At 69.2% G+C, this 21,178-nt stretch carries 23 protein-coding genes, 3 tRNA genes and 1 pseudogene; 12 read left to right on the top strand and 15 right to left on the bottom strand.

From position 1 onward, the window contains the following. Positions 1–60 precede the first annotated feature (60 nt). The gene (locus tag JQS43_RS00180; protein WP_239677015.1) at positions 61–1,386 is read right to left on the bottom strand and encodes an acetyl-CoA carboxylase biotin carboxylase subunit; all 1,326 of its coding nucleotides are present in this window, start codon (positions 1,384–1,386) and stop codon (positions 61–63) included. An 80-nt stretch (positions 1,387–1,466) separates the two neighbouring features. Next, positions 1,467–2,045: pseudogene (locus tag JQS43_RS00175) on the bottom strand (TetR/AcrR family transcriptional regulator); the annotation flags it as partial. A gap of 110 nt (positions 2,046–2,155) precedes the next feature. Between JQS43_RS00175 and JQS43_RS00170 the strand changes: the two are divergent. Next, positions 2,156–2,932, top strand: coding sequence for a maleylpyruvate isomerase family mycothiol-dependent enzyme (locus JQS43_RS00170; protein WP_239677014.1), 777 nt, complete (start codon positions 2,156–2,158; stop codon positions 2,930–2,932). Here JQS43_RS00170 and JQS43_RS00165 read toward each other — a convergent pair. After that, the gene (locus JQS43_RS00165; protein ID WP_239677013.1) at positions 2,891–3,688 is read right to left on the bottom strand and encodes an SGNH/GDSL hydrolase family protein; all 798 of its coding nucleotides are present in this window, start codon (positions 3,686–3,688) and stop codon (positions 2,891–2,893) included. The genes JQS43_RS00170 and JQS43_RS00165 overlap by 42 nt on opposite strands. A 45-nt stretch (positions 3,689–3,733) precedes the next feature. Here JQS43_RS00165 and JQS43_RS00160 point away from each other — a divergent pair, with 45 nt between their 5' ends. Further along, positions 3,734–5,464 carry a proline--tRNA ligase gene (locus JQS43_RS00160; protein WP_239677012.1) on the top strand — a complete coding sequence of 577 codons (1,731 nt, stop codon included), beginning with the start codon at positions 3,734–3,736 and terminating at the stop codon, positions 5,462–5,464. A 28-nt stretch (positions 5,465–5,492) separates the two neighbouring features. Here JQS43_RS00160 and JQS43_RS00155 read toward each other — a convergent pair whose 3' ends face one another. Continuing rightward, positions 5,493–6,029: a YbaK/EbsC family protein gene (locus JQS43_RS00155; protein ID WP_239679581.1), complete on the bottom strand. Its 537-nt coding sequence runs from the start codon at positions 6,027–6,029 to the stop codon at positions 5,493–5,495. 54 nt (positions 6,030–6,083) lie between these two features. On the opposite strand from JQS43_RS00155, the gene JQS43_RS00150 reads away from it, so the two are divergent. Together JQS43_RS00150 and JQS43_RS00145 are read left to right on the top strand one after the other, a co-directional pair. Further along, the gene (locus JQS43_RS00150; protein ID WP_239677011.1) at positions 6,084–6,731 is read left to right on the top strand and encodes a class I SAM-dependent methyltransferase; all 648 of its coding nucleotides are present in this window, start codon (positions 6,084–6,086) and stop codon (positions 6,729–6,731) included. 53 nt (positions 6,732–6,784) lie between these two features. Next, positions 6,785–7,426 (top strand): alpha-ketoglutarate-dependent dioxygenase AlkB, encoded by a 642-nt coding sequence (locus JQS43_RS00145; protein ID WP_239677010.1) that lies wholly within the window; start codon positions 6,785–6,787, stop codon positions 7,424–7,426. Positions 7,427–7,476: 50 nt separating this feature from the next. Here the strand turns inward: JQS43_RS00145 and JQS43_RS00140 are convergent, their stop codons facing one another. The 3 genes from JQS43_RS00140 to JQS43_RS00130 all read right to left on the bottom strand — a co-directional run bounded on the left by JQS43_RS00140 (position 7,477) and on the right by JQS43_RS00130 (position 11,129). Continuing rightward, positions 7,477–7,977 carry a hypothetical protein gene (locus JQS43_RS00140; RefSeq protein WP_239677009.1) on the bottom strand — a complete coding sequence of 167 codons (501 nt, stop codon included), beginning with the start codon at positions 7,975–7,977 and terminating at the stop codon, positions 7,477–7,479. A gap of 1,286 nt (positions 7,978–9,263) precedes the next feature. Then, positions 9,264–9,665, bottom strand: coding sequence for a DnaJ family domain-containing protein (locus tag JQS43_RS00135; RefSeq protein WP_239677008.1), 402 nt, complete (start codon positions 9,663–9,665; stop codon positions 9,264–9,266). Between the two features lie 48 nt (positions 9,666–9,713). Next, complete coding sequence (locus JQS43_RS00130; protein ID WP_239677007.1) at positions 9,714–11,129, bottom strand: FAD-binding oxidoreductase; 1,416 nt, start codon at positions 11,127–11,129, stop codon at positions 9,714–9,716. Between the two features lie 204 nt (positions 11,130–11,333). Between JQS43_RS00130 and JQS43_RS00125 the strand changes: the two genes are divergently transcribed. After that, positions 11,334–12,947, top strand: coding sequence for an MFS transporter (locus tag JQS43_RS00125; protein WP_239677006.1), 1,614 nt, complete (start codon positions 11,334–11,336; stop codon positions 12,945–12,947). Positions 12,948–13,044: 97 nt separating this feature from the next. Here JQS43_RS00125 and JQS43_RS00120 read toward each other — a convergent pair whose 3' ends face one another. Next, positions 13,045–13,797 carry an SDR family NAD(P)-dependent oxidoreductase gene (locus tag JQS43_RS00120; protein WP_239677005.1) on the bottom strand — a complete coding sequence of 251 codons (753 nt, stop codon included), beginning with the start codon at positions 13,795–13,797 and terminating at the stop codon, positions 13,045–13,047. 93 nt (positions 13,798–13,890) lie between these two features. Here JQS43_RS00120 and JQS43_RS00115 point away from each other — a divergent pair, with 93 nt between their 5' ends. Then, positions 13,891–14,499, top strand: a complete 609-nt coding sequence (locus JQS43_RS00115) for a TetR/AcrR family transcriptional regulator (RefSeq protein WP_239677004.1) — start codon at positions 13,891–13,893, stop codon at positions 14,497–14,499. Between the two features lie 127 nt (positions 14,500–14,626). On the opposite strand, the gene JQS43_RS00110 is transcribed toward JQS43_RS00115, so the two are convergent. Then, a complete protein-coding gene (locus JQS43_RS00110) occupies positions 14,627–15,214 on the bottom strand; it encodes a TetR/AcrR family transcriptional regulator (RefSeq protein WP_239677003.1) in 588 nt (195 codons plus the stop codon). Positions 15,215–15,306: 92 nt separating this feature from the next. Here JQS43_RS00110 and JQS43_RS00105 point away from each other — a divergent pair, with 92 nt between their 5' ends. Further along, positions 15,307–16,203, top strand: a complete 897-nt coding sequence (locus JQS43_RS00105; protein ID WP_239677002.1) for an SDR family NAD(P)-dependent oxidoreductase — start codon at positions 15,307–15,309, stop codon at positions 16,201–16,203. 177 nt (positions 16,204–16,380) lie between these two features. Next, the gene (locus JQS43_RS00100; RefSeq protein ID WP_239677001.1) at positions 16,381–16,752 is read left to right on the top strand and encodes a TraR/DksA family transcriptional regulator; all 372 of its coding nucleotides are present in this window, start codon (positions 16,381–16,383) and stop codon (positions 16,750–16,752) included. Between the two features lie 208 nt (positions 16,753–16,960). Here the strand turns inward: JQS43_RS00100 and JQS43_RS00095 are convergent. Further along, positions 16,961–17,026 (bottom strand) — tRNA-Ala (locus JQS43_RS00095). 345 nt (positions 17,027–17,371) lie between these two features. On the opposite strand from JQS43_RS00095, the gene JQS43_RS00090 reads away from it, so the two are divergent. Together JQS43_RS00090 and JQS43_RS00085 are read left to right on the top strand one after the other, a co-directional pair. Continuing rightward, complete coding sequence (locus tag JQS43_RS00090) at positions 17,372–17,602, top strand: type II toxin-antitoxin system HicB family antitoxin (RefSeq protein WP_239677000.1); 231 nt, start codon at positions 17,372–17,374, stop codon at positions 17,600–17,602. Then, positions 17,599–17,820, top strand: a complete 222-nt coding sequence (locus JQS43_RS00085) for a type II toxin-antitoxin system HicA family toxin (protein WP_239676999.1) — start codon at positions 17,599–17,601, stop codon at positions 17,818–17,820. Before JQS43_RS00090 ends, JQS43_RS00085 begins: the two co-directional genes overlap by 4 nt. 311 nt (positions 17,821–18,131) lie before the next feature. Here the strand turns inward: JQS43_RS00085 and JQS43_RS00080 are convergent, their stop codons facing one another. Beyond that, positions 18,132–18,275 (bottom strand): hypothetical protein, encoded by a 144-nt coding sequence (locus JQS43_RS00080; RefSeq protein WP_239676998.1) that lies wholly within the window; start codon positions 18,273–18,275, stop codon positions 18,132–18,134. A gap of 176 nt (positions 18,276–18,451) precedes the next feature. Between JQS43_RS00080 and JQS43_RS00075 the strand changes: the two genes are divergently transcribed. Continuing rightward, the gene (locus JQS43_RS00075) at positions 18,452–18,895 is read left to right on the top strand and encodes a helix-turn-helix domain-containing protein (protein WP_239676997.1); all 444 of its coding nucleotides are present in this window, start codon (positions 18,452–18,454) and stop codon (positions 18,893–18,895) included. Further along, entirely contained in the window at positions 18,892–19,488 is a 597-nt protein-coding gene (locus JQS43_RS00070; RefSeq protein WP_239676996.1) for a PIN domain-containing protein, read from the top strand. Before JQS43_RS00075 ends, JQS43_RS00070 begins: the two co-directional genes overlap by 4 nt. A 133-nt stretch (positions 19,489–19,621) precedes the next feature. On the opposite strand, the gene JQS43_RS00065 is transcribed toward JQS43_RS00070, so the two are convergent. The 4 genes from JQS43_RS00065 to JQS43_RS00050 all read right to left on the bottom strand — a co-directional run bounded on the left by JQS43_RS00065 (position 19,622) and on the right by JQS43_RS00050 (position 21,147). Next, positions 19,622–20,371 (bottom strand): nucleotidyltransferase domain-containing protein, encoded by a 750-nt coding sequence (locus JQS43_RS00065; RefSeq protein WP_239676995.1) that lies wholly within the window; start codon positions 20,369–20,371, stop codon positions 19,622–19,624. A gap of 388 nt (positions 20,372–20,759) precedes the next feature. Continuing rightward, positions 20,760–20,832, bottom strand: a tRNA-Ala gene (locus tag JQS43_RS00060). 86 nt (positions 20,833–20,918) lie between these two features. Beyond that, on the bottom strand, positions 20,919–21,047 hold the full coding sequence (locus tag JQS43_RS00055) for a DLW-39 family protein (protein WP_239676994.1): 129 nt from the start codon (positions 21,045–21,047) through the stop codon (positions 20,919–20,921). Positions 21,048–21,073: 26 nt separating this feature from the next. Further along, positions 21,074–21,147 (bottom strand) — tRNA-Ile (locus JQS43_RS00050). Positions 21,148–21,178 lie beyond the last annotated feature (31 nt).

Raw genomic sequence — 21,178 nt, 5'->3', positions numbered from 1 at the left:
AAGTCCATGATCAGCGCCCCCGGGGAGGGCGCCCCGGGTGGTGCCCTGGGGCGGGGTGGGTCAGCGGCGGGAGACGATGCCGGTGTCGTAGTCGCCGGAGACGAACTCGTCGTTGTCGAGCAGTTCGGCGAAGAACGGCAGGTTGTGCTTCGGCCCGGCGATCTGGAACTCGGCGACCGCGGTGCGGAGCCGGGCGAGCGCCTGCGAACGGTCGGGGGCGTAGACGATCAGCTTCGCCATCAGCGAGTCGAAGTGCGGGGTGACGGTGGTGCCGGCGGCGTAGCCCGAGTCGACCCGCACCCCTTCACCGGTCGGCTCGACCCACTCGGTGATCGCGCCGGGGCCGGGGAAGAACCGCTTCGGATCCTCGGCGTTGACCCGCAGCTCGATCGCGTGGCCAGCTGGCTCGGTCGGCACCGTCACCGGCTCCCCGGCGGCGATCCGCAGCTGCGCCTCGACCAGGTCGATGCCGTAGACCGCCTCGGTCACCGGGTGCTCCACCTGCAGCCGGGTGTTCATCTCCAGGAAGAAGAACTCCCCGGTCTCCGGGGCGAACAGGAACTCCACCGTGCCAGCGTTGCGGTAGTCGACCGCCTCGCCCGCCCGTACCGCCGCGGCGAGCAGCGCGGAGCGTTGCTCGCCGGTGAGCGCCGGGGACGGGGACTCTTCGACCAGCTTCTGGTTGCGGCGCTGCACCGAGCACTCGCGCTCGCCCAGCGCCACCACCCGACCGTCGGCTAGCCCCAACACCTGCGCCTCCACATGGCGCACCCGCGGGAAGTACCGCTCCAGCAGCACCGCCGGGTCGCCGAACATCCGCTCGGCGAAGCCGGCCACCTTGGCGTATTCGGTGGCCAGCGCGGCTTCGTCGGCCGCGACCGCCATGCCCATACCCCCGCCGCCAGCAGCCGCCTTCACCATGATCGGGTAACCGATCTCGGCAGCGGCGGCGAGCGCGGCGTCGGCGTCCGGCACCGGCTCGACGGTGCCGGGCGCCACCGGCACCCCGGCGGCGGACATCAGATTACGGGCGTTGATCTTGTCGCCCATGGCGGCGATCGCCTCCGGGGCCGGGCCGACCCAGCGCAGCCCCTGCTCGACCACGGCCCGGGCGAAGTCGGGATTTTCCGACAGGAAGCCGTAGCCGGGGTGCACCGCCTGCGCCCCGGTCTCCTTCGCCGCCGCCAGCACCGCCGGCACGTCCCGGTAGGCCTGCGCCGGCTGCGCCGCGGTAAGCGCGACCGCCTGGTCGGCCTCGGCGACGAACGGCAGGTCGGCGTCCGGCTCGGCGTAGACGGCGATGGTCCGCACCCCCAGCCGGCGGGCGGTACGGATGATCCGGCGGGCGATCTCCCCGCGGTTGGCGACCAGTAGTGACTCGATCATGCGGCTCCCTCAGAATCGTGCCGAACATCGGAATCGTCTCGAGCGGCGGGCTCGTCCTGGGCGTCGGCTCCTGCCTGGGCGGGGCGCAGCAGCGCGCTCAGCGCCGCCTGCCGCAGCAGCGCCGCCCGCCGGGCCCGGTTCACCTCCCCACCCAGAAACGGGGTGGAGTTCATCAGGCCGAAGGCGGCGTGGGCCAGCACCCTCGCCTCGGCGGCGGAGAGCTCCGGGCGGACCGCGTCCAGCACGATCACCCACTCTTCCACGTAGAGGCGCTGCAACTTCCGGATCTGCCGCCGGGGCTCCTCCGGCAGCCGGTCCAGCTCGTGCAGGTGCAGCGCGATCACGGCGGGGTTGGCGAGCGCGAACTCGACATGGAAGTCGATAAGTGACTCCAGCGCCCGGTCGGGGTCGCCGGGGTGCGCCGCCGCCCGCTCCCGGGCCCCGGTCAACAGCCCCTCACTCACCGGGGTAAGCGCGGCGACCAGCATCGACTCTTTGCCGGCGAAGTGGTGGTAGAGAGCCGGCCCGGTCACGCCGGCGGCCGAGCCGATGTCGTCCATCGACACACCGTGATAGCCCCGCTCCGCGAAGAGGCGCACCGCGATCTCCAGGATCTGGTCCCGGCGGCCGCCGCGGCGGGTCTGTGCCCCGATTGTCATCTGGTTAGGGTACCGAGCGCCCGCCTCGGGCAGCAGCGTGCTGAACGGACGTTCAAAGATCGGGACTCCAGGGGGTTGCGGGGCAGCCGGCCGGACGGCAGGCTCACTCCATGTCATCGGTGTACCAATCGGTCGCGGCGTGGCGGCAGTCGCTGGAGTCGCTGCTGCGTCTCGGCCAGAGCCTGCCGGATCCGGCGTGGGGCGGGCCCACCGAATGCCCCCGGTGGACCGTCAAAGACATCTATTCCCACCTGATCGGCGGCGAGCAGTGGATGGCCGACGGGCACCAACTCCCCGAGCAAGGGTATGAAGCCTGGGTCGCGGCGCCGGTCGCCGCCCGCCGCGACCACCCGCCCGGGCAGGTGCTGGCGGAGCTCCGCCAGGTGTACGAGCTGCGCCGGGTGCAGCTGGCCCGCCAGCCGCTCGACCCGGACCAGCCGACCCAGCTCGCCACCGGGGCCCGGATGCCGCTGTCGCAGCTGCTGAAGATCCGGGTACTCGACGTGTGGGCGCACGAACAGGACGTCCGCCGCGCCGTCGGCCAGCCGGGCAACCTGGCCAGCCCGGCCGCGGCGATCGCCGGAGACCTGTTCGTGGCCAGCCTGCCCCGGATCGTGGCCAAGGCGGCGCAGGCGCCGCCCGGCGCCTCGGTCCGGCTCACCACCCGCGGCCCGGTCACCATCGACGTGGCGGTCACCGTCGACCAGGCAGGCAAGGGCGCACTAGTCGCCCCCGGCCGGTCCGCCACCTGCCACCTGACCCTCGGCTGGGAGGCGTACACCCGGCTCTGCTGCGGTCGCGGGGACCGCCCCGAACCGGAGCTCAAGATCGCCGGTGACCGGGCGTTAGCCGAGCGGGTGCTCGCCCACCTGACCGTCACCCCGTAGCGGCGTCAACCGGGGCCGCTTAGCGGTCACCAGGTCCCCCGAGGAGCGGCCGGTGAGCCGCCGCTTCACCCACGGCGCGAGGTACTGGCCGGTCCACACCACGTCGGCGGTGCGCCGCGCCCACCACCCCGCCGCTGGGGTCGGCGACGGCTCCTCCCACCACTGGGGATCCGGACTCATCCCCAACCCGGTGAGCACATGGGCGGCCACCCGTCGATGCCCGGCCGACGAAAGATGCAGCCGGTCCACACTCCACAACTCTGGGTGGTCGAACGCGTCGTCCGACCACAGATCGATCACGGTCGCCCCGTGCCGGTCCGCGGTCGCCACCACCGCCTCGTTGAGCAGGGTCGCCCGCGGCGCGATGAACCGCCCGCCCGGCAGCCGCCGGCTCAGGTCCGCGAACCGGAACAGGATCAGCTCCGCCCCGGCCCCGCGGATCTCGGCCACCACCTCGTCGAACCGGCGCAGCATCGAGTCCGGCTCGAAGCTGCGACGCAGCACGTCGTTGCCGCCAGCGGCGAAGCTGACCAGCGCCGGTCGCATCGCCAACGCCGCCGGCACCTGCTCGGCCGCCACCTGGGCGAAGAGCCGACCCCGGACCGCCAGGTTGGCGTACCCGAACTCGGCCCGGCCAGCGGCGAGCGCCTCGGCGACCAGGTCGGCCCAGCCCCGGAAACCGTCACCGGCCGGATCCGGGTCGTCCATGCCCTCGGTAAAACTGTCACCCACTGCTACAAAGCTGCTCCAACGCACGACCCTTACGGTAGCGCGGGCCAACTGTCGCCGTAGGCTGGTCAGATGCTGTTGCGGATGTCGAAGCTGTTCGTCCGGACGTTGCGCGAGGACCCAGCAGACGCGGAGGTGCCCAGCCACCGGCTGCTGGTCCGCGCCGGCTACATCCGTCGCGCGGCCCCCGGCGGCTACGCCTTCCTGCCGCTGGGCAAGCTGGTGTTGGACCGCATCGCTGACCTGGTCCGAGGCGAGATGTTCGGCATCGGCGGCCAGGAGGTGGAGTTCCCCGCGCTACTGCCGGCCGAGCCCTACCAGACCTCCCGCCGGTGGGTCGAGTTCGGCGACCAGCTGTTCCGGCTGCGCGACCGGCGCGGCGGCGACCTGCTGCTGGCGCCGACCCACGAAGAGATGATGACGCTGCTGGTCAAGGACCTCTGCTCGTCCTACCGGGACTATCCGGTGACGCTGTTCCAGATCCAGACCAAGTTCCGCAACGAGGCCCGGCCGCGAGGTGGGCTGCTCCGCGGCCGCGAGTTCCTGATGAAGGATTCCTACTCGTTCGACCTTGACGCCGCCGGGCTCACCGAGTCGTACGCCGCCCACCGCGCCGCGTACCAACGGATCTTCGACCGGCTGGGCCTGCGGTACACGGTGGTGGAGGCCCTCTCCGGCAGCATGGGCGGGTCCCGCAGCGAGGAGTTCCTGGCCGAGACCCCTTCCGGCGAGGACACCTTCGTCGGCTGCACCGAGTGCGGCTACGCCGCGAACACCGAGGCGGTGACCACCCCGCCGCCGGCGAGTCAGAACCCGGCCGCTGGCCCGCCGCTGCAGGTCCACGACACTCCCGACACCCCGACCATCGAGACCCTGGTCGCCCACGCCAACCAGCACCAGCTCGGCGGCCGCACCGACTGGACCGCCGCCGACACGCTCAAGAACGTCGCCATCGAGGTACGCGGGCCCAGCGACCCGGCCCCGCAGCTGCTGGTGATCGGCGTCCCCGGCGACCGGGAAGTAGACATGCGCCGGCTGGAGGCGGTGCTGCACCCGGCGAGCGTCGCCCTCTTCGAAGACTGGCCGGCGCGGCCGGAGCTGGTCCGCGGCTACCTCGGCCCGCAGGAGCTGCACAAGGCCGGCGTGCGATACCTGGTCGACCCCCGGGTGGTGGCCGGGTCGGCCTGGCTGACCGGCGCGAACGAACCCGGCCGGCACGCCACCGGCGTGGTCTGCGGGCGCGACTTCACCCCGGACAGCACCATCGAGGCGGCGGCGATCCGCGACGGCGACCCCTGCCCGGCGTGTGAACACGGCGCGCTGGAGATCCGCCGCGGCATCGAGGTGGGGCACGTCTTCCAGCTCGGCAAGCGGTTCACCGACGCGTTCGAGCTGGACGCCTCCGGCGCCGACGGTGGCCTGACCCGGATCACCATGGGCAGCTACGGCATCGGCATCTCCCGGCTGCTCGCCACCATCGCCGAACAGCACCACGACGACGACGGTCTGGTGTGGCCCGCGGCGGTGGCGCCCTGCGACATCCACCTGGTGCCCACCGGGCAGCGGCAACTCGACGCCGCGCTGACGCTGGCGGAGGAGCTCACCGCCGCCGGTCGCCGGGTGCTGTTGGACGACCGGGTCAGCGTCTCGGCCGGGGTGAAGTTCACCGACGCGGAGCTGCTCGGCATCCCCCGGATCGTGGTGCTGGGCCGCCGGGTCGACGAAGGGTACGGCGAGCTGCGGGACCGGGTCACCGGCGAGCGCCGGGAGACCCCGCTGACCGTGGCGGACGTCCTCGGCTGAGCCGCCGCGGGCTGCCCGTCCCGCTCGGTCAGCTGGTCGGCAGCGCCAGGTCCAGCACCTCGGCGGCGGGCAGGGCGGCGAGCAGCCGACCCGGCACCGCCAGTTTGCTGCGGCGTACCCCGGAGCCGACCACCGCATACTCGGCGTCGGCGACCCGCTGGTCGACCAGGACCGGCCAGTCGCTCGGCAACCCGACCGGGGTGATGCCGCCGTACTCCATGCCGGTGCGGGCCACCGCATCGTCCATGCCCGCGAAGCTCGCCTTCCGGGCACCGAGGTGGCGCCGGACCACCCCGTTCACGTCCGCCCGGGTGGTGGCGAGCACCAGACACGCGGCGTACATCGGCTCCCCGCCCCGCTTGCCGACCACCACCACACAGTTCGCGGAGATCTCCAACCCCACCTGGTACGCCGCGCAGAAGGCGGCGGTGTCGGCGAGCTCCGGGTCGATCGGGGCCACCAGCGCCTCGGCGGCCAGCTCGGGCCGGTCGGTCAGGGCCGCGATGACCGGGTCGGCGAGCAGGTCCGGCCGGGTCAACGCCGGCTCGGTGGCGAGAGTTCCCAACACCTCTGTGATCCTGCCACGGCCGGTCGGCGGCTGCGGCTAGGGTCTGCGGCCATGACCGAGGCTGCCTTCCTGACCGCCACCCGGCACTCCTACGACGCCCTCGCCCACCACCACCTGTACCGGACCGGCACCGACACCGCGGCGAAGCCGTTCGATCGGGCGCTGCTCGCCGCCTTCGCCGGCTATCTTCGCCAGGGTGGGTCCGGCCCGGTCGCCGACGTCGGCTGCGGCCCGGGCTGGCTGACCGCGGAGCTGACCGAACTCGGGGTGGCGGCCTTCGGCATCGACCTGTCACCGGAGATGGTCGCGTCGGCCCGGCTGGCATACCCGCGGCTCGGGTTCGTAGTGGGCTCGATGCTGGAGCTGCCGCTGCCCGACGGCGGCCTGCGGGGGCTGCTCGCCTCGTACGCCATCATCCATGTCCCGTGGCAGCATCGGCCGCAGCTGTTCGTGGAGTTCTACCGGGCGCTCGCCCCCGGCGGGCAGCTGATGCTGGCGTTCCAGGTCGGCGACGACCACCGGCACTTCGACAACCTCGACGGGCTACCGATCTCGCTCGACTTCTACCGGCAACAGCCGGACGAGGTCGCCGAGTTGTTGCGGGAGGCCGGGTTCGCGATCCGGGTGACCGCGACCCGGGAACCGGAGCCAGGGCTGGAACGTACCCGCCAGGGTTACCTGCTCGCGTACCGGAGCTGATCACCGCCGCCACCTCGGCACAAGTGTACGAATTCGCTGGTAGATTGGGGCCCATGACCGGGGGTGAGTATCAGCCCGCGCTGCTGGAGTTCGAGTCGGTCCAGCCCAGACTCGGGCCGCTCGCTGGGCAGTTGGTCCGGCATCAACTGGGGTGCGGCGCCTGGGTGGATCACCTGCCCGGCTGGGTGAGCGGCGCCGACGAGGTGCTGGCGACCCTGGTCGCCGAGGTGTCGTGGCGGGCCGAGCGCCGCCGGATGTATGACGACGAGGTGGTGGTCCCCCGGCTGCTGCGGTGGTATGGCCGCGACGAGCCGCTACCCCATCCGGTGCTCACCGAGGCCCGACGCCAGCTCACCGAGCACTACGCGGCCGAGTTGGGCGAACCGTTCGTCACCGCCGGGATGTGCCTCTACCGGGACGGGCGCGACAGCGTCGCCTGGCACGGCGACACCCACGGCCGCTCGGCCCGGGTGGACACAATGGTCGCGATCGTCGCATTCGGAGCGGCGCGGCCACTGCTGGTGCGGCCCCGCGGTGGCGGAGACGGGCCACGCCCCAAGTTCCCGCTCGGCCACGGCGACCTGCTGGTGATGGGCGGCTCCTGCCAGCGCACCTTCGAGCATGCGATCCCGAAGACCAGCCAGTCGGTCGGGCCGAGAGTGAGCGTGCAGTTCCGCCCCGCCGGAGTCGCCTGACCCTGCCGCCGGGCTGCGTGTCTATCCGGGCCAGTGCGGCGTTCGCGGGGTCAGCTTCGCGAGCGGGTGTTGAGCGCGGAGCGACGGGCACGCATCGCCGCCTGCTTACGTCGATGCTGCCGGCGCCGGCCGGCGACCGAGCTCGCCATTCGCCGGCGGGCCTTATGGCCGACCCCCCGGCGGCGGCCACCCGCCTTACCGAAGATCGACAACAGCTCGGCGCGGCGGGCGCGGCGACTCCGGGCCCAGGCGAACAGGGTCGCCACCGCGACCGCCCCGACCACCGCGAAGAGCTGATTGACATCGACCGCTGGCCGCCAGCTGACCCGGCCATCCTTGATGACGAACGCACCAGACGGGCGGGCGTTGACTCCGAATCCGCCGCCCTCGCCCTCCTGGCCCTGCTCGTCGTGGCCCCCGCCACCGCCGCCGCCACCGGCCACCATCGCCCCGGCGATGATGGTGACGCCGTTCTTCTCGAACGGCTCGGCATAGACCCGCCGGACGGTGATGGCGTCACCCGCGGTGGAGAGCACCTCACTGAGATTCATGCTGCCTCCCTGCCCTTAACCGTGCACCGGCCAGATCGTCCCCTCTCCAGAGTGGCAGGAGGCGCCGCCCGGAGGGGACGATTCCCGCTTTTCAGCGAGCTCATCCGGGTAATCCGGGCCGCTCAGGAAGCCCGGGGCGGGGCCCACCACGCGCGGACACCGCCCCGACTCCACCTATCCGCTACCCAGCACCCCACCCAGCCGCAGCACGACCACGCCGGAGAAGGCCCCGGCGGAGCAGACGAACGCCCCGAGCAGCGCCCAGGTCATCGCCGACCCGAGCGGGCAGGACGCCCGTGGCCCAGCCGCCCCGCTCCGCACCTGGTCGGCCCGCTGACGACGGTTACCAAGCCGCTGATCATCACGCTGACCGCGGCGCTGATCGCGCTGGCTTCTCCGCCGAGCGAACCACCCCCGCACACCGGGCCGCCAGCGCGCCACGTGGACCAGGACCGAACCCCCGCTCAGCAGCGTGGCGAAAACGGTTAGCCAATGAAGCGCTCCGTTCTTAGGCAAATCTTCCCCTTCCGAATCATGGCCCGGAAGTTAGGCATGGCTAAGCGAATGGAGGAGCCGGTGACGAGCCGTAACGTGTTACCGTGCTCGCGCGTTGTCTACAGCGTAGAGACGCTCACCACAAAGCGTCACTACGCTGTGTGACAATCCAACCGCCTCCACCGGTGTCGCCGGCCCAGCCGGGCACAGTGTTGGTGTTGGGCCAAGGGGCCGCGCTCGCTTTCGAGGGCTGGACGCGGCCCCTTGGATAACTGACCTCCCACCCCAATGGGCAGTCGGCCCGGGGAGTCTACCCCCGACGGACCCATTTCGGCGGCATCCTCGGCGGAGTCGGAAGAACCGTGTCGTGCCGCGGTGACGAACCACTGCGGTAAGCCCCACTCAGAGTCGACGAACCTGGCTCCGCACACAGTTTTGAATGGTGGCGACAAGCGCTACCGGGCAGTAGCGGCACATTGATACCGAACCGAAACCATCTCCACTGACATCGTTGAGACGTAGCTCACTAGCTGCACTGACTACCGACGAGCACCGTCACCTGCGACCCACATTCGCACGTGCAAGGGCACGCCCAGCCGATGATCCAAAACCTGGTCGGAACAGTTATTGGACGCGGTTCCGCACGTGCCCGATAGCCCGGCCGAATAACCGCAATGACATCGAGGCCGGCTAGCTGGACTGCAGCAAGAAAGATCATTCGTAAACTGCCGTCGTTCGTCGCCGGCCGGCGCACCACTACGCCCCGCCCGACATCAGGGGCCGGCGCGCCACTACGCCCGTTGACGTCGGGCGGCGCGCCACTGCGCCACTAAATCATCCGGGTCTACCTTTCGCAGCGTCACGTGAGGGCCGCTGGGTGCGAGCCGGAACTGGTCGATGCGGTCGTTCAGATCCTGCGCCGCGGCGCGTACCCGTTGTTCGGACGGGTAGTCCCGGACCAACCCCGGCAACCGCTCAAGCTCTTTGGCCAACCGCAGCGACGCCGGCAGGAAGGACTCGCCCGACAGGCCCTCCCGCTGCATCCAACCGCGAACCCACCACAGCTCGTCGTCCGGCCGACCCCGACCGGGCAACGGCTCTCCCATCCCCGGGAGATCATCGAACTCGCCCCGCTCCTGCGCCGCCCGGATCTGCTGGTCGATCAGCGACTCGAAGCTGCCCCCACCACTCATCGGCCCGCCCTTCGCTCAGGTACGCACATCGATGCTAACCGAACGTCCTCAGCTGGGGCGAATGTTGTGGTTGAGGCGGAACAGATTCGACGGGTCGTACCTGCGCTTCGTTGCCCGTAGCCGGCCGAGGTTGGGACCGAAGGTATCGGCCACCAACCGATCATGATCCTCATAGAAGCCCGGGAAGTTGAGGTAGCCGCCGGCCATCGAGAACGGGGCCAGCTGCGCGAAGGTCTCCCGCCCCCAGGCCACCCCCGCCTCGTCGTCGGCCGGCAACTCCCAGTTGGACTCCACCCCGACCAGGAACGGCGCGGACCGGTCCCCGAACGCGGTCGCCTGCACACTCCGCCGGCTCATCGCGCCACCCAGCTGCCAGATGTCGATGTTCGAACGGGGCGATGGGCTGGCGTCGTTCGCCGAGACCAGCTGATCGATCGCCTCGTCCGGCAGCCCGGTCAGGTACCTCGACTTCCAGTAGTACCGCATGACGTGCGGGGGATAGTCCTCGTCGAAGAAGCTCTGCACCCCGAGGTAGCTCATCGGGCCGGAGAGGTCGGCGACCGGCGTGCCGAGCTCCCGCAACGGTCGCAACGCCTCCTCGCCCGCCGCCGGGTCGCCGCTGTGCATGGCCAGCAACACCACCGCCGGCCGGCCATGCTGCTCGGGCGGCAGCTCGGGTAGCTCCGGAACCCGCCACAACACCGCGAACGAGCTGATCTCGTCCGGCGCGTCGGCGGCCCACTCCCGCCACTGCCGCAACGCCGCCGCGGCGCGCTCCCGCGGATGGAGCACGAACGCGAAGTACACCTCGGGGCCGACCGGGTGCGCGCGGAATTCGAACGAGGTGACGACCCCGAAGTTGCCGCCGCCGCCGGCCAGCGCCCACCACAGGTCCGGGTGCTGCCCTGGCTCCACGGTGATCAGCTCACCCGAAGCGGTGACGAGGTCGACCGAGAGCAGGTTGTCACAGCTCAGGCCGTACCGGCGCCGCAACCAGCCGAGCCCGCCGCCGAGCGTCAGCCCGGCGATGCCGGTCTCGCTCACGACTCCCATCGGCACCGCCAGCCCGAAGACCTGAGTTTCCCGGTCAAGATCGCCAATGGTGGCACCGCCCTCGGCGCGGACGGTGCGGTTCGCCGGATCCACCCGCACCCCCCGCATCCCGGAGAGGTCGACGACCAAACCACCGTCACAGATGGCGTTGCCCGAGACGTTGTGGCCACCGCCCCGTACCGCCACGGGGAGCCCGTGCTTCCGGGCGAACTCGACGGCGACGCGGACATCGCTGGGCCCGGCGCAGCGTACGACTAACGCCGGCCGCTTGTCGATCATCCCGTTCCAACAGCGGCGTACGTCGTCGTAGCCGGGGTCGGTGGGGCCGACGAGCTGCCCCCGCAGCTGGGACGCCAGCTCCGAGACCGCGGGCTGGTCGAGGACGACGAGCGAAGCTGATCGAGTCTCCATGACCCCTCCCCGTACCGCATGGCTTATGTCGAGAATATCCCCATATACCCACCACCACCTACTGCGTTGATCATGGACCTAGGTACATGACCGGCGCCATTTTCGGTCCCAAACCCCATGATCAACTCGCTGGGCGGGCGGATCTCGCATTGCGAGGGAGATCCTCGCGCCTCCTGGTCATCAGAACCAGCAGGAGGGGCGATCATGACCGAGCATGACCCGACCGGTACGAGGTCGAGCCATCGAGCCGGCTGGCGACAGTGGCTGGGGCTGCTGTTGCTCGTGCTTCCGATGCTTGCGCTCGCCACCGACTTGACGGTGTTGTTCCTGGCGATGCCGTCGATCGCCGGCGACCTCAGCCCCGGAACATCCCAGATGTTGTGGATAGTTCACGTCTACGGCTTCTTCATCGGCGGTTTCCTGATCACCATGGGCCGGTTGGGCGACCGGGTAGGCCGACGCCGCCTCCTGCTCATCGGCACCGCAGCCTTCGGCATCCTCTCGCTGATCGCCGCCTACTCGGTCAGCGCCGAAATGCTGATCGTCGTCCGGGCACTGCTCGGCATCGCCGGCGCGACCCTGATGCCCTCGGCCTACTCACTGCTGCGCAACCTGTTCCACCACCCACGCCAACTCCGGTTCGCCATCGCCGCGATGATGGCGGCCTTCGGCGGCGGCACCGCGCTAGGCCCGGTGCTCGGCGGGGTGCTGCTCGAATTCTTCTGGTGGGGGTCGGTCTTCCTGGTCAACCTGCCGCCGCTGATGTTGTTGCTGGTGCTCGGTCCGCTACTGTTGCCCGAGTTCCGGGAACCGAGCGGCCACCGTCTCGACCTAGCCAGCGTCGCACTATCGCTCGGGGCGATCCTGGGCATCATCTTCGGCATCCAGGAGATGGCCGAACACGGTATCCACATCGGATATCTTGTCGCCATTACCGCCGGGGTCGGGTTGGCGGTGCTTTTCATCCGCCGGCAACTGCGCCTACCCGACCCGCTCCTCGACCTTCGACTGTTCCGCAACCGACGCTTTACGGCCTCCCTCGCGGCGGTGTTGATGCTTGGCATCGGTACGGTCGGCGGCTTCTACCTCTTCACCCAGTATCTGCAGTGGGTCGCCGGGCTGTCACCGCTTACCGCCGGGCTGTGGACGGTCCCGTTCTCGCTGGCGACAGTGCTCGGCATGCTGGTGGCACCGGCGCTCTCCCGGTGGCTCCGCCCGGCGTACGTCATCGGGGGTGGACTTCTGGTCAGCGCGGTCGGGTTGACCGGCGCGGCGGTGCTGACCACCACCGGTTCGGTGACCTGGATAGCGGCCAGCTACTCGCTGGGCGCGATCGGTCAGGGCGCGGCGACGGCGCTGCTCAGCGACCTGATTATCGCCACCGCTCCGCTCGCACAGGCTGGCTCGGCCGCCTCGATGCAGGAGGTCTCCGGCGAACTGGGGGTCGCGCTCGGGATCGCGTTCGGCGGTGGCGCCGGGATGCTTGTCTACCGGGCCACCCTGACCGATTCGGTCCCGCCGGCCGTGCCGCAGGAGAGCGCCGACACGGCCCGCAGCAGCGTGGCAGAGGCGCTGGAGGTCGCCGGTGCGTTGCCGGGCGCAGTGGGGTCGGAGCTGCTGCAGGTGATCGAGGAGGCGTTCACCAGGGCGTTGCAGGTCGGGTTCGGGTTCGGCGCCGTGGCCGTCACCGTGGTGGCGGTGCTCATCCTCGTGGTGCTGGGGCGCTATCAGGCCAATCGGTATACGGACGGCGACGGCCCGTCGCAGTCGGAACCGGCCACAGCGGAGACCACGGGGGAACCGGCCGCGCGTCGATAACGTAACCGGGCGGTGGTTGGTGCGCGCTCTGCTCGGCTGATCAGGAAGAAAGGCCGGGCGCTCCGCAAGGGAGCGCCCGGCCGGCCGGAACATCGGGTCAGAGCTGGTTGAGGCCCCCGTCCACGTAGAGGCTCGAGCCGGTGATGAAGCTGCTTTGGTCGGAGGCGAGGAAGGCCACCGCGGCGGCGATCTCCTCCGGGCGTCCGAGTCGGCCGAGCGGCACCTGCGTAGCCAGGTGTTGCCGGAGTCCGGCGGCCTGCTCCGGATCGGGGGCGAGCCCGGAGAGACCGGGTGTGTCGGTCGGGCCGGGCGTGATGGTGTTGACCCGGATGCCGCGCCCTTTGAGTTCGTTGGCCCAGGTCCGGGCGAACGAACGGGTGGCAGCCTTGGACGCCGCGTACAGACCGAACGCCTCCGCACCGGCGTCCACATTGGTTGAGCCGTTCAGGATCACCGAGGCGCCGTCGTTGAGCACCGGCAGGGCCTTCTGCACGGTGAACAGGGTGCCGCGGACGTTGATCCCGAAGAGGGTGTCGAAGTGTTCCTCGGTGATCTGCTCAAGCGGCACGAATTCGGCGACCGCGGCGTTGGCGAACAGGACATCCAGACCCTGCCCCCGGCTGCGGACCGTCTCGTAGAGACGGTCGAGGTCCGCCAGGTTTGCGATGTCGCCGACCACCGCAGTGGCGGCTGCTGCGCCGATCGTTTCGACTGCCACGTCGAGTTCGGTCTTGCGCCGGCCGGTGATGAACACGTGGGCGCCCTCGGCCGCCAGGCGTACGGCGCTGGCCAGGCCGATGCCGGTGCTGCCGCCGGTGACCAGTGCCACTTTTCCTTCAAGTGATCCCACGAGGATGACCTCCCTATATTTTCGCAGCGATCGCTGCTGAATTAGACCGTAGCACTTGTGCAGCGATCGCTACAAAAGGAGTAGGCTACGGGGGTGGGGAACAGGCAGAAGGGTCCAGTCGGCCGACCGCGGGGATTCGACACCGACGAGGCGCTCGAACGCGCCATGCTGACCTTCTGGGAGCACGGCTACGAAGGAGCCAGCCTGGCCACCCTGACCGAGGCGATGGGCATCTCCACCACCAGCATGTACGCGACGTTCGGCAACAAGGAAGAGCTCTTCCGCAAGGCGCTGGCGCGATACAACGAGGGACCGGGCGGCTACCTATCCCGGGCGATCGCGGAGCCGACCGCACTCGCCGTCGCCACCGCGATCCTCGCCGGCACGGTTCGCACCACCACCCGACCCGCCCATCCCCACGGCTGCCTGGGCGTACAGGGCGCCCTCGTCACCGGCGACTCCGGGCAGCCAGTCCGCGACCTGCTCGCCGCCTGGCGCACCACCGGCTGCGCCAGCGTCCGCGAACGGTTCCAGCGAGCGATCGAAGAAGGCGACCTCCCGCCGGAGACCGACCCCGGGCTCCTGGCCCGCTACGTCACCACCCTGGCGTTCGGCATCGCCGTGCAAGCCGCGAGCGGGATCGGCCGCGACGAACTCCAGACGATGGCCGACGCCGCCCTACGCAACTGGCCGCTCACCTGAACCTTGCTTTGAGTCGATCCGCTGGTCCGCGTCTCGAAGGCCGCTCTGCTGGCCTCGATCTGTGCGACGTGCTCGACGACCCAGCCGGCGAGGGCCAGCGCGGGGTAGCCGGAGCCACTGTCGCAGGTCATGCGTGCCGCCGCTGGCCGGCGATCATGTCAACCAAGGTGTCGGTGAGGTCTTCGGCGGTGACGCCGCCCCACTTGGGGTCGGCGAGCTGGCCGCTGGCCTCCAGTCCGGCGATCCCGCTCGCGCTGCTAATGAGCAGGGCTGCGAATTGGCGGGCGTCCTGCTCGCCGACCAGGTCCGCGACGGCGGCCAGGAACTCGATCTGGCTGCGCTGGGCGGCACCGGCGAGCGCCGCGGGGTCGCCGGTCGGGTTGCTGAACATGAGCTTGTAGAGGTGCGGCCGAAACCGGCCGATGTCGATAAGCGTGATGAGGCCACCACGCACTTTCTCAGCGGGCGACAAGCTCGGGTCCGCGCGAAGGGCTTGCATGCGGTCTCCGAGGGTGTCCCATGCCTGGGTCCCGACGGCGATCAGCAGGCTCTCCTTGTCGGGGAAGTGCCGGTAGGGCGCCCCGCGAGTCACTCCGGCGCGCGCCCCCACCGCGCGCAACGTTACGGCGTCGAGGCCACCGGAGTCGAGCAGCGCAGCGGCCGCGGCGAGCAGGGCGCGGCGCGTGGCGGCGGCTGATTCGGCGCGGGAGGTCATGCGAATCATCCTAGTTACTCCGGCCGCGATGGTGATGACTAAGTCACTCGGCTCAGTTGACAGCGTCATCTCTTCGTGGCTACCATCAAGAGATGACAACGTCATCTGAAACCCAGGAACTTGTGGTCGTAACCGGGGCATCAACCGGCATTGGCGCGGCCACCGCACGGGAATTGGCCCGCCGCGGCTTCCACGTCCTCGCTGGTGTCCGGCGAAACAGCGACGGGACGCCCCTGCGGGCTGAGGGCATCGAGCCGGTGATCCTCGACATCACCGACCCCGACCAGGTCGCGGCGCTCGCCGCACACGTCGAGCGGGACCCGCGGCCGCTGCGGGCGCTGGTCAACAACGCCGGGGTCCCTGGCGCCGGCCCGATCGAAGTGACACCGCTCAACGAATGGCGTCGCATCTTCGAGGTGAACCTCTTCGGCCACGTCGCCGTCGCCCAGGCCCTGCTGCCCGCGCTGCTACGTGCCAAGGGACGCGTCGTCAACATCACCTCCCTCAACGGCAAGATCTCCATGGCCGGCTACGGACCGTACGCCGCCAGCAAGTTCGCGATGGAGGCGGTCAGCGACGCACTGCGCAACGAGCTGGCACCTCACGGTGTGCAGGTAGTGGTTGTCGAACCAGGCGGCGTGAAAACCGAAATGTCCCGCACCGGCCTGGCCGCACTCGGCCGCCTCAACGAGGGGATGACATCCGAGCTGAACGCGCGCTACGGCGCGCTGATGCAGGCAATACCCTCCCACGTGGACGCGTTTACCAAGGCCGGCGTGACCTCGGACGTCGCCGCGAAGAAAGTCGTCAAGGCGGTGACCGACCGCAGACCCCGCACCCGCTACACCATCGGAGCAACGGCTGCCTTTCTCATTCGGGCGTCCCGCATCCTTCCCGACCGGATGCTCGACCGGATGACAACCTCCGACCTGCGCAAGCACTACCCGGCCCAGATCCGTGGCCGCACAACCGCGACACATACCGCCTAACCAGCACACCTTCGACGTTCGGCCGCTCTCGTAGCGGGGCGGCGCAAGGGGTGAGTCAGCCGGCTACCGGCCGCGGAAAGGAGCAAGCCGCCGGCCGGTCCGTGCATACTGGGTTATATCGGGTTTCGACAAGAGTGCCCGACTACTGGGTTCGGTTTCGTAGGGAGGTGACCAGACATGGCGCCGTCCGTACCTGCTGCGGTCCCCGCCCACCTCGCCGAACTTCGCCGGCTACTCATTGCCGACCGCGAGCGGACGTCTGACCGGATTCTTGCCCTGTCCCGGAACTTCTCATCGATCGTGGAGGCGGCGAGCTTTGCCGCGACCGATGACGAGCACGACCCGGAGGGGGCAACGATCGCCTTCGAGCGCTCACAGGCGAGCGCGTTGCTCGCGGCAGCCAGCCAGCGCCTGGCCGATGTGGACATGGCGCTGGAGAGGATCGCCCACGGCAACTACGGCAGCTGCGAACGCTGCAGTGAAAGCATTGCCCCGAAGCGACTGTTGGCGCTGCCGGCAGCCCGCACCTGCATTGCCTGCGCGGCCTAGCCGGCCTGTCCAACCTCTTCGTCGACCGGCGGCTCCCAACGGCGTGGCCGACGTCCCGAACAACGTGGACTCCGGCGGACTATGACCGGCTGGTGCGCGAGCCGTTCGGGTCAGCTGCTGACGATTCGCTGGACGACCGACGACGACCATCGATCCGATGACGAACCGGAAGGCGAAGAGTGATGCCGCTACCTGCAGCGATGTCGGGTGGAGCCGAGGGGACTCGAACCCCTAACCCCTGCCTTGCAAAGGCGGCCCCGTCGCCCGGTCGAGCGACGCTGAGTTCCGTTTAGGCTGGTCATATACGTTCGTGACGCTGCCCGGCACCGTTGGACGCCGGGCAGCGTCGCGACGTCCGCTGACTCCGTGCTGATTCTCGACTGCTTGCCAGCCTTACCCCAGGGCGCTGGTCGTAGGGCAGAATCGAGCCGAGAAGGTGGCCGTTCTCGGGCATCCTGATCTGCTGCTGACCACGCAGAGTCCGATTGACCTGGGGCGGATGTTGGCGCCGAGAGCCATTGCGGTTGAACTTACTGCCGGCTGGCAACGCCGGGGATACGCACACGAGGTTGAGCACCATCTACCGTCTCCTCCTTCGACGTCGCGCTACGCTGTGGCCATGGCGCAGAAGCATGTACTCACTGCGGTACTCACCCCGGACCTTGACGGCGGGTACGTCGCTCAGGTGGCTGAGTTGCCAGGAGCGATCAGCCAAGGCGAGACGGTTGAGGAAGCGCTGGTGAACGTCCGCGAGGCGGCTGAGCTGTACTTGGAGGACGCAACCGCGGAGGAGCTGGCCGCCCTGGACGCCCATCCGGTGACCGCCGCGGTCCAGGTGAGCGTGGGGTGAGCAGGCTCCCAATACTGTCCGGTCAGCAGGTCGTCAAGGCACTCGAACGGGCCGGCTTCGTCCAGACTCGGACACGGGGTAGCCATGTGGTGTTGCGGCATGCTGACACGGGACGTGGCACGACGGTTCCGCTGCACAAGGTGGTAAAGCGCGGAACCCTGGCTGCGATTCTCCGTCAGACGGGAATAGACGCAGCCGAGTTCGAGGACCTGCTGTAGCGCGCAGCGCTGCGAACAGCGGCGCTCGTCGCTCATCGTATCGGCGGACCCACATGGGCGCAGTGGCCCCTCCTCACGCGATCCGCGCGGTTCGACGCGCTGGGCTGGGCTGCGACGCCCGTTCGAGATCATGGAGACGTCCGACGCGGCCCGTAGAGTCTTCCGTCTGTGTGGAGACCGGCAGATTGGGCGGGTGCGCTGATGCCGCTACCTGCGGCGATGTTGGGTGGACCGGAGGTTACGGCATAAGAACACCCTTGCTGTCACAACCGGCCCTGACCTGCAGCTTCCCGTCGCCCGCGAGCGGCAGGTCAGGCTGGCGTAGGCGGCTGCTCGCCGGATTGCACGGCCGAGCGGTGTTGGGCGTAGTGGTGGTCCAGGATCATCGAGGCGAGCAGGTTCACGGCCCGTCGATGCTGATTCGGGGTGATCGCGACAGTCTCCGGCGCGGTCAACCGAAGCTGCGGTAGCCGTGGCCACCCACGGCCTCGTCGTACTGGATCGCCATCCACCTACCCATCATCTCCTGATTCGCACGGAGATATATCCGTCGGCCCTTTTCTCACCCGTTTGACTGGCTCACGCGGCAGGTGGGTACGGTTGCTTCTCTGGGCTGTATCAGGGTCTCCGAATGGCCCGTGTGCTGCTACACTTGCTGCAGTTGTTTCACTTAGAGCAGTTGGAGCCGGTCATGAGTGATCTGTTAGTGCGTGACGCCGCTGCTCTTCATCGCGCCCTGGAAAGGTCCGGCGACGAGGTGAAGGTAGCGCTGTCACGACAGACCGCAGAGCTGGTTTCCAGGTTGGTCGACGCCCGGGCGCGCGGAGAGGAGATCCTGGTGTCCCGGGGCCACGCCGAGGTCACCCCGACCGAGGCGGCGGTTCTGCTGGGCATGTCGCGTCCGCAGGTCCGCAAGCTGATGGACCGTGGCCTGCTGGAGTTCCGCAAGGTCGGCACGCACCACCGCGTTCGAGTCTCCTCTATCAGGGCCTTTCTGGACTCCGAGCGGCCACGCCGACGCGACGCGCTGGCCGACCTGGCCGACCTGCAAAACGAGCTCGGCCTGACCGGATGACCGACACTCTCGGCGAGACAGACCTGGTCCGGGTCGTCCTCGCCGACGCGAACGTCCTGTATTCCCGCGTCCTGCGCGACTACCTGCTCTACGCGGCCGACCAGGAGATCATCGCCATCGCATGGAGCTCACAGATCCTGGCCGAGGTCACCGAACACCTCCAGCGGAACGTGGCAGGCTTCGACCGGGCAGCCGGCCAGCGGCTGGTACACGCGATGAACCGGGCCTTCCCCCTGGCCGAGGTGGAACCGGGCGCGGAGCACCGGCGCATGCTGGATGACCTGACGCTGCCTGACGAGGATGACCGCCACGTCCTGGCCGCTGCCCTCGCCGTCGAGGCAACGGTGCTGTGCACCTCCAACGCCAAGGACTTCCCGGCCGAAGCCGTGGAGCTCCTCGGCGTCGAAGTGCTTACCCCGGACCAACTGTTGAGCCGGCTCGTCACCGAGTACCAGCCACAGATGCTCACCGTCCACCACACCGCGGTCACATCATTGAAGGGTGCAACCGACCAGTCGACCGTAGCGGCGCTACGCCGAGCCGGCGCCGCGATCACCGCTGGTCTGATGAATCACCTGCTCGAACTGGAATAGGTCGCGGCGCCCCGCCAGCAGCGGGGCTTACCGCTGGGCGAGCGCTCGTCAACCGGCGTGTGCTGGGGAGCCCGAACCCGGAGGCGATCCGCGCTTTGAAGCATCACATTGCCACCTGAGACCCGGAAGAACGTCAGTAGCCGGCGCGGGCGAGTTCGTCCAACGGCGCGTTCAGTTGCGTGGAGAGCTCGCGGTCGTGGAAGGCGACTTCGTCGGCAAGCCCCCTCACCAGGGCTGCATGCGAACGCGCCAGCTCGGACTCAGCCATCGATGCAGCGCGTGCCTGCCGCAGTGGGTCTAGAACGGACGCGGGCAGGAGATCGGCCTCGCGGCCATGATGTGGATTGAGACCATGGCGCAGGCTCGCGAGCACGAGAAGTTGATCGCGAAGGTGGTCGAGCATCATGGTCGCCTGCCAGAAGCGATGGCGAGCGATCGCCGAACGTGAGTGCAGTGCGTAGAGCCAGGCCATGCCGATCTCTCGCGATGCGTTCGGATCAGCGGGTTCGGTAGCGGGCAAAGGGGTGCCGAACAGCAGCGTGAATCCCGGCTCGGTGGCTCGGAACTGATCTTTGGGCCAGAACGACACATCGATCTGCAGTGAGGACGCCAGGAGAAACACGCGGTAGAGCACGCCACCAGCAATGACATCCACGTGATGAGCAGCGCCGTGTCGGTCGTAGAACTGCGCGGTCCATCGACTCGCTACAACTGCGGGGTCGGCGCCATGGCCTACTTGCAGTGCCAGATCGATATCGGACCAGGCGTCCTCGCGCCCGGTTGCCGCCGACCCGACCAGCGCTGCGCCGACAACATCGTTGTCGGCATGAGCTGTCTTGATCAGCTCGTCACGGAGCTGCTCGCGCTCGACCGGTGTGAACACGTCTGCAAGCCTACGGCGGCCCGTCTTGCTCGAGTCCAACGCCTTTGGCGTGACATCGGGTCAGGGAAGCACAGCGGACTATCGAGGCAGGAGCACCAGGTTGTCGCGGAGCTGGGCGGTTCAGTTCTTCCGACGCCGCTGACCGCGCCTAGGTCGAGGCCGGCGCTCAGACTCTCATCAACGTCAGCCGTGCCCACCGGCCGGCCGAGATGCGCAAGCGTCTTGGCACCGCGTTTCGCGAAGTAGGACAGTAGCCGAAGGTTACGGCACACGAACACCCAGGGCCTTCGCGCAGCGTTACAGCAGAAGCTGCTAAAGCGGGCAATTGGGCGACAATCTCTCACGGAGCGTAGTCGCATCGAGGGTACGGTTTCGCGAAGAAGGTGAGTGGAGCCGAGGGGACTCGAACCCCTAACCCCTGCCTTGCAAAGGCAGTGCTCTGCCAGTTGAGCTACGGCCCCGAGGGCAGGCGCGCCGCTGAAGGAGGGGGCAGCGCGCCGGTTGGCGGGCGACGCCGGGGCTGTTGAAGCTCCCGGCGACCGCGGCGTCAGCGCAGGTCGGGCGCGGTGGTGGCCTCGTGCCAGAGAGCGCGCTCGTCGTTGGCGGCCTTGACCCGCTTAGCGATGAGGGCGGCGACGCCGACCACGCCGGCGACGATGATCAGCTTCTTCCACATGGAGGCCACCTCCGGATAGTGAGGAGTGGGGCTAGCTGGAATCGAACCAGCGACCTCAGAGTTATCAGCTCTGCGCTCTAACCGACTGAGCTATAGCCCCACGCGCCGGGCAAGATTACCGTACCCGGTCA

The organism is Natronosporangium hydrolyticum, from assembly GCF_016925615.1.
In the GTDB taxonomy this organism is placed as follows: Bacteria; Actinomycetota; Actinomycetes; order Mycobacteriales; family Micromonosporaceae; genus Natronosporangium; species Natronosporangium hydrolyticum.
The sequence above is the reverse complement of the archived record's forward strand: the minus strand, read 5'-3'. Positions and strand labels throughout refer to the sequence as shown.

What these genes read in the sequence shown, in the direction of transcription:
- JQS43_RS00180 (WP_239677015.1), bottom strand. Translation starts at nt 1,386, where the DNA reads ATGATCGAGTCACTACTGGTCGCCAACCGCGGGGAGATCGCCCGCCGG.
- JQS43_RS00170 (WP_239677014.1), top strand. Translation starts at nt 2,156, where the DNA reads ATGTCATCGGTGTACCAATCGGTCGCGGCGTGGCGGCAGTCGCTGGAG.
- JQS43_RS00160 (WP_239677012.1), top strand. Translation starts at nt 3,734, where the DNA reads ATGCTGTTGCGGATGTCGAAGCTGTTCGTCCGGACGTTGCGCGAGGAC.
- JQS43_RS00150 (WP_239677011.1), top strand. Translation starts at nt 6,084, where the DNA reads ATGACCGAGGCTGCCTTCCTGACCGCCACCCGGCACTCCTACGACGCC.
- JQS43_RS00145 (WP_239677010.1), top strand. Translation starts at nt 6,785, where the DNA reads ATGACCGGGGGTGAGTATCAGCCCGCGCTGCTGGAGTTCGAGTCGGTC.
- JQS43_RS00140 (WP_239677009.1), bottom strand. Translation starts at nt 7,977, where the DNA reads ATGAATCTCAGTGAGGTGCTCTCCACCGCGGGTGACGCCATCACCGTC.
- JQS43_RS00135 (WP_239677008.1), bottom strand. Translation starts at nt 9,665, where the DNA reads ATGAGTGGTGGGGGCAGCTTCGAGTCGCTGATCGACCAGCAGATCCGG.
- JQS43_RS00130 (WP_239677007.1), bottom strand. Translation starts at nt 11,129, where the DNA reads ATGGAGACTCGATCAGCTTCGCTCGTCGTCCTCGACCAGCCCGCGGTC.
- JQS43_RS00125 (WP_239677006.1), top strand. Translation starts at nt 11,334, where the DNA reads ATGACCGAGCATGACCCGACCGGTACGAGGTCGAGCCATCGAGCCGGC.
- JQS43_RS00110 (WP_239677003.1), bottom strand. Translation starts at nt 15,214, where the DNA reads ATGACCTCCCGCGCCGAATCAGCCGCCGCCACGCGCCGCGCCCTGCTC.
- JQS43_RS00105 (WP_239677002.1), top strand. Translation starts at nt 15,307, where the DNA reads ATGACAACGTCATCTGAAACCCAGGAACTTGTGGTCGTAACCGGGGCA.
- JQS43_RS00100 (WP_239677001.1), top strand. Translation starts at nt 16,381, where the DNA reads ATGGCGCCGTCCGTACCTGCTGCGGTCCCCGCCCACCTCGCCGAACTT.
- JQS43_RS00090 (WP_239677000.1), top strand. Translation starts at nt 17,372, where the DNA reads ATGGCGCAGAAGCATGTACTCACTGCGGTACTCACCCCGGACCTTGAC.
- JQS43_RS00075 (WP_239676997.1), top strand. Translation starts at nt 18,452, where the DNA reads ATGGCCCGTGTGCTGCTACACTTGCTGCAGTTGTTTCACTTAGAGCAG.
- JQS43_RS00070 (WP_239676996.1), top strand. Translation starts at nt 18,892, where the DNA reads ATGACCGACACTCTCGGCGAGACAGACCTGGTCCGGGTCGTCCTCGCC.
- JQS43_RS00055 (WP_239676994.1), bottom strand. Translation starts at nt 21,047, where the DNA reads ATGTGGAAGAAGCTGATCATCGTCGCCGGCGTGGTCGGCGTCGCCGCC.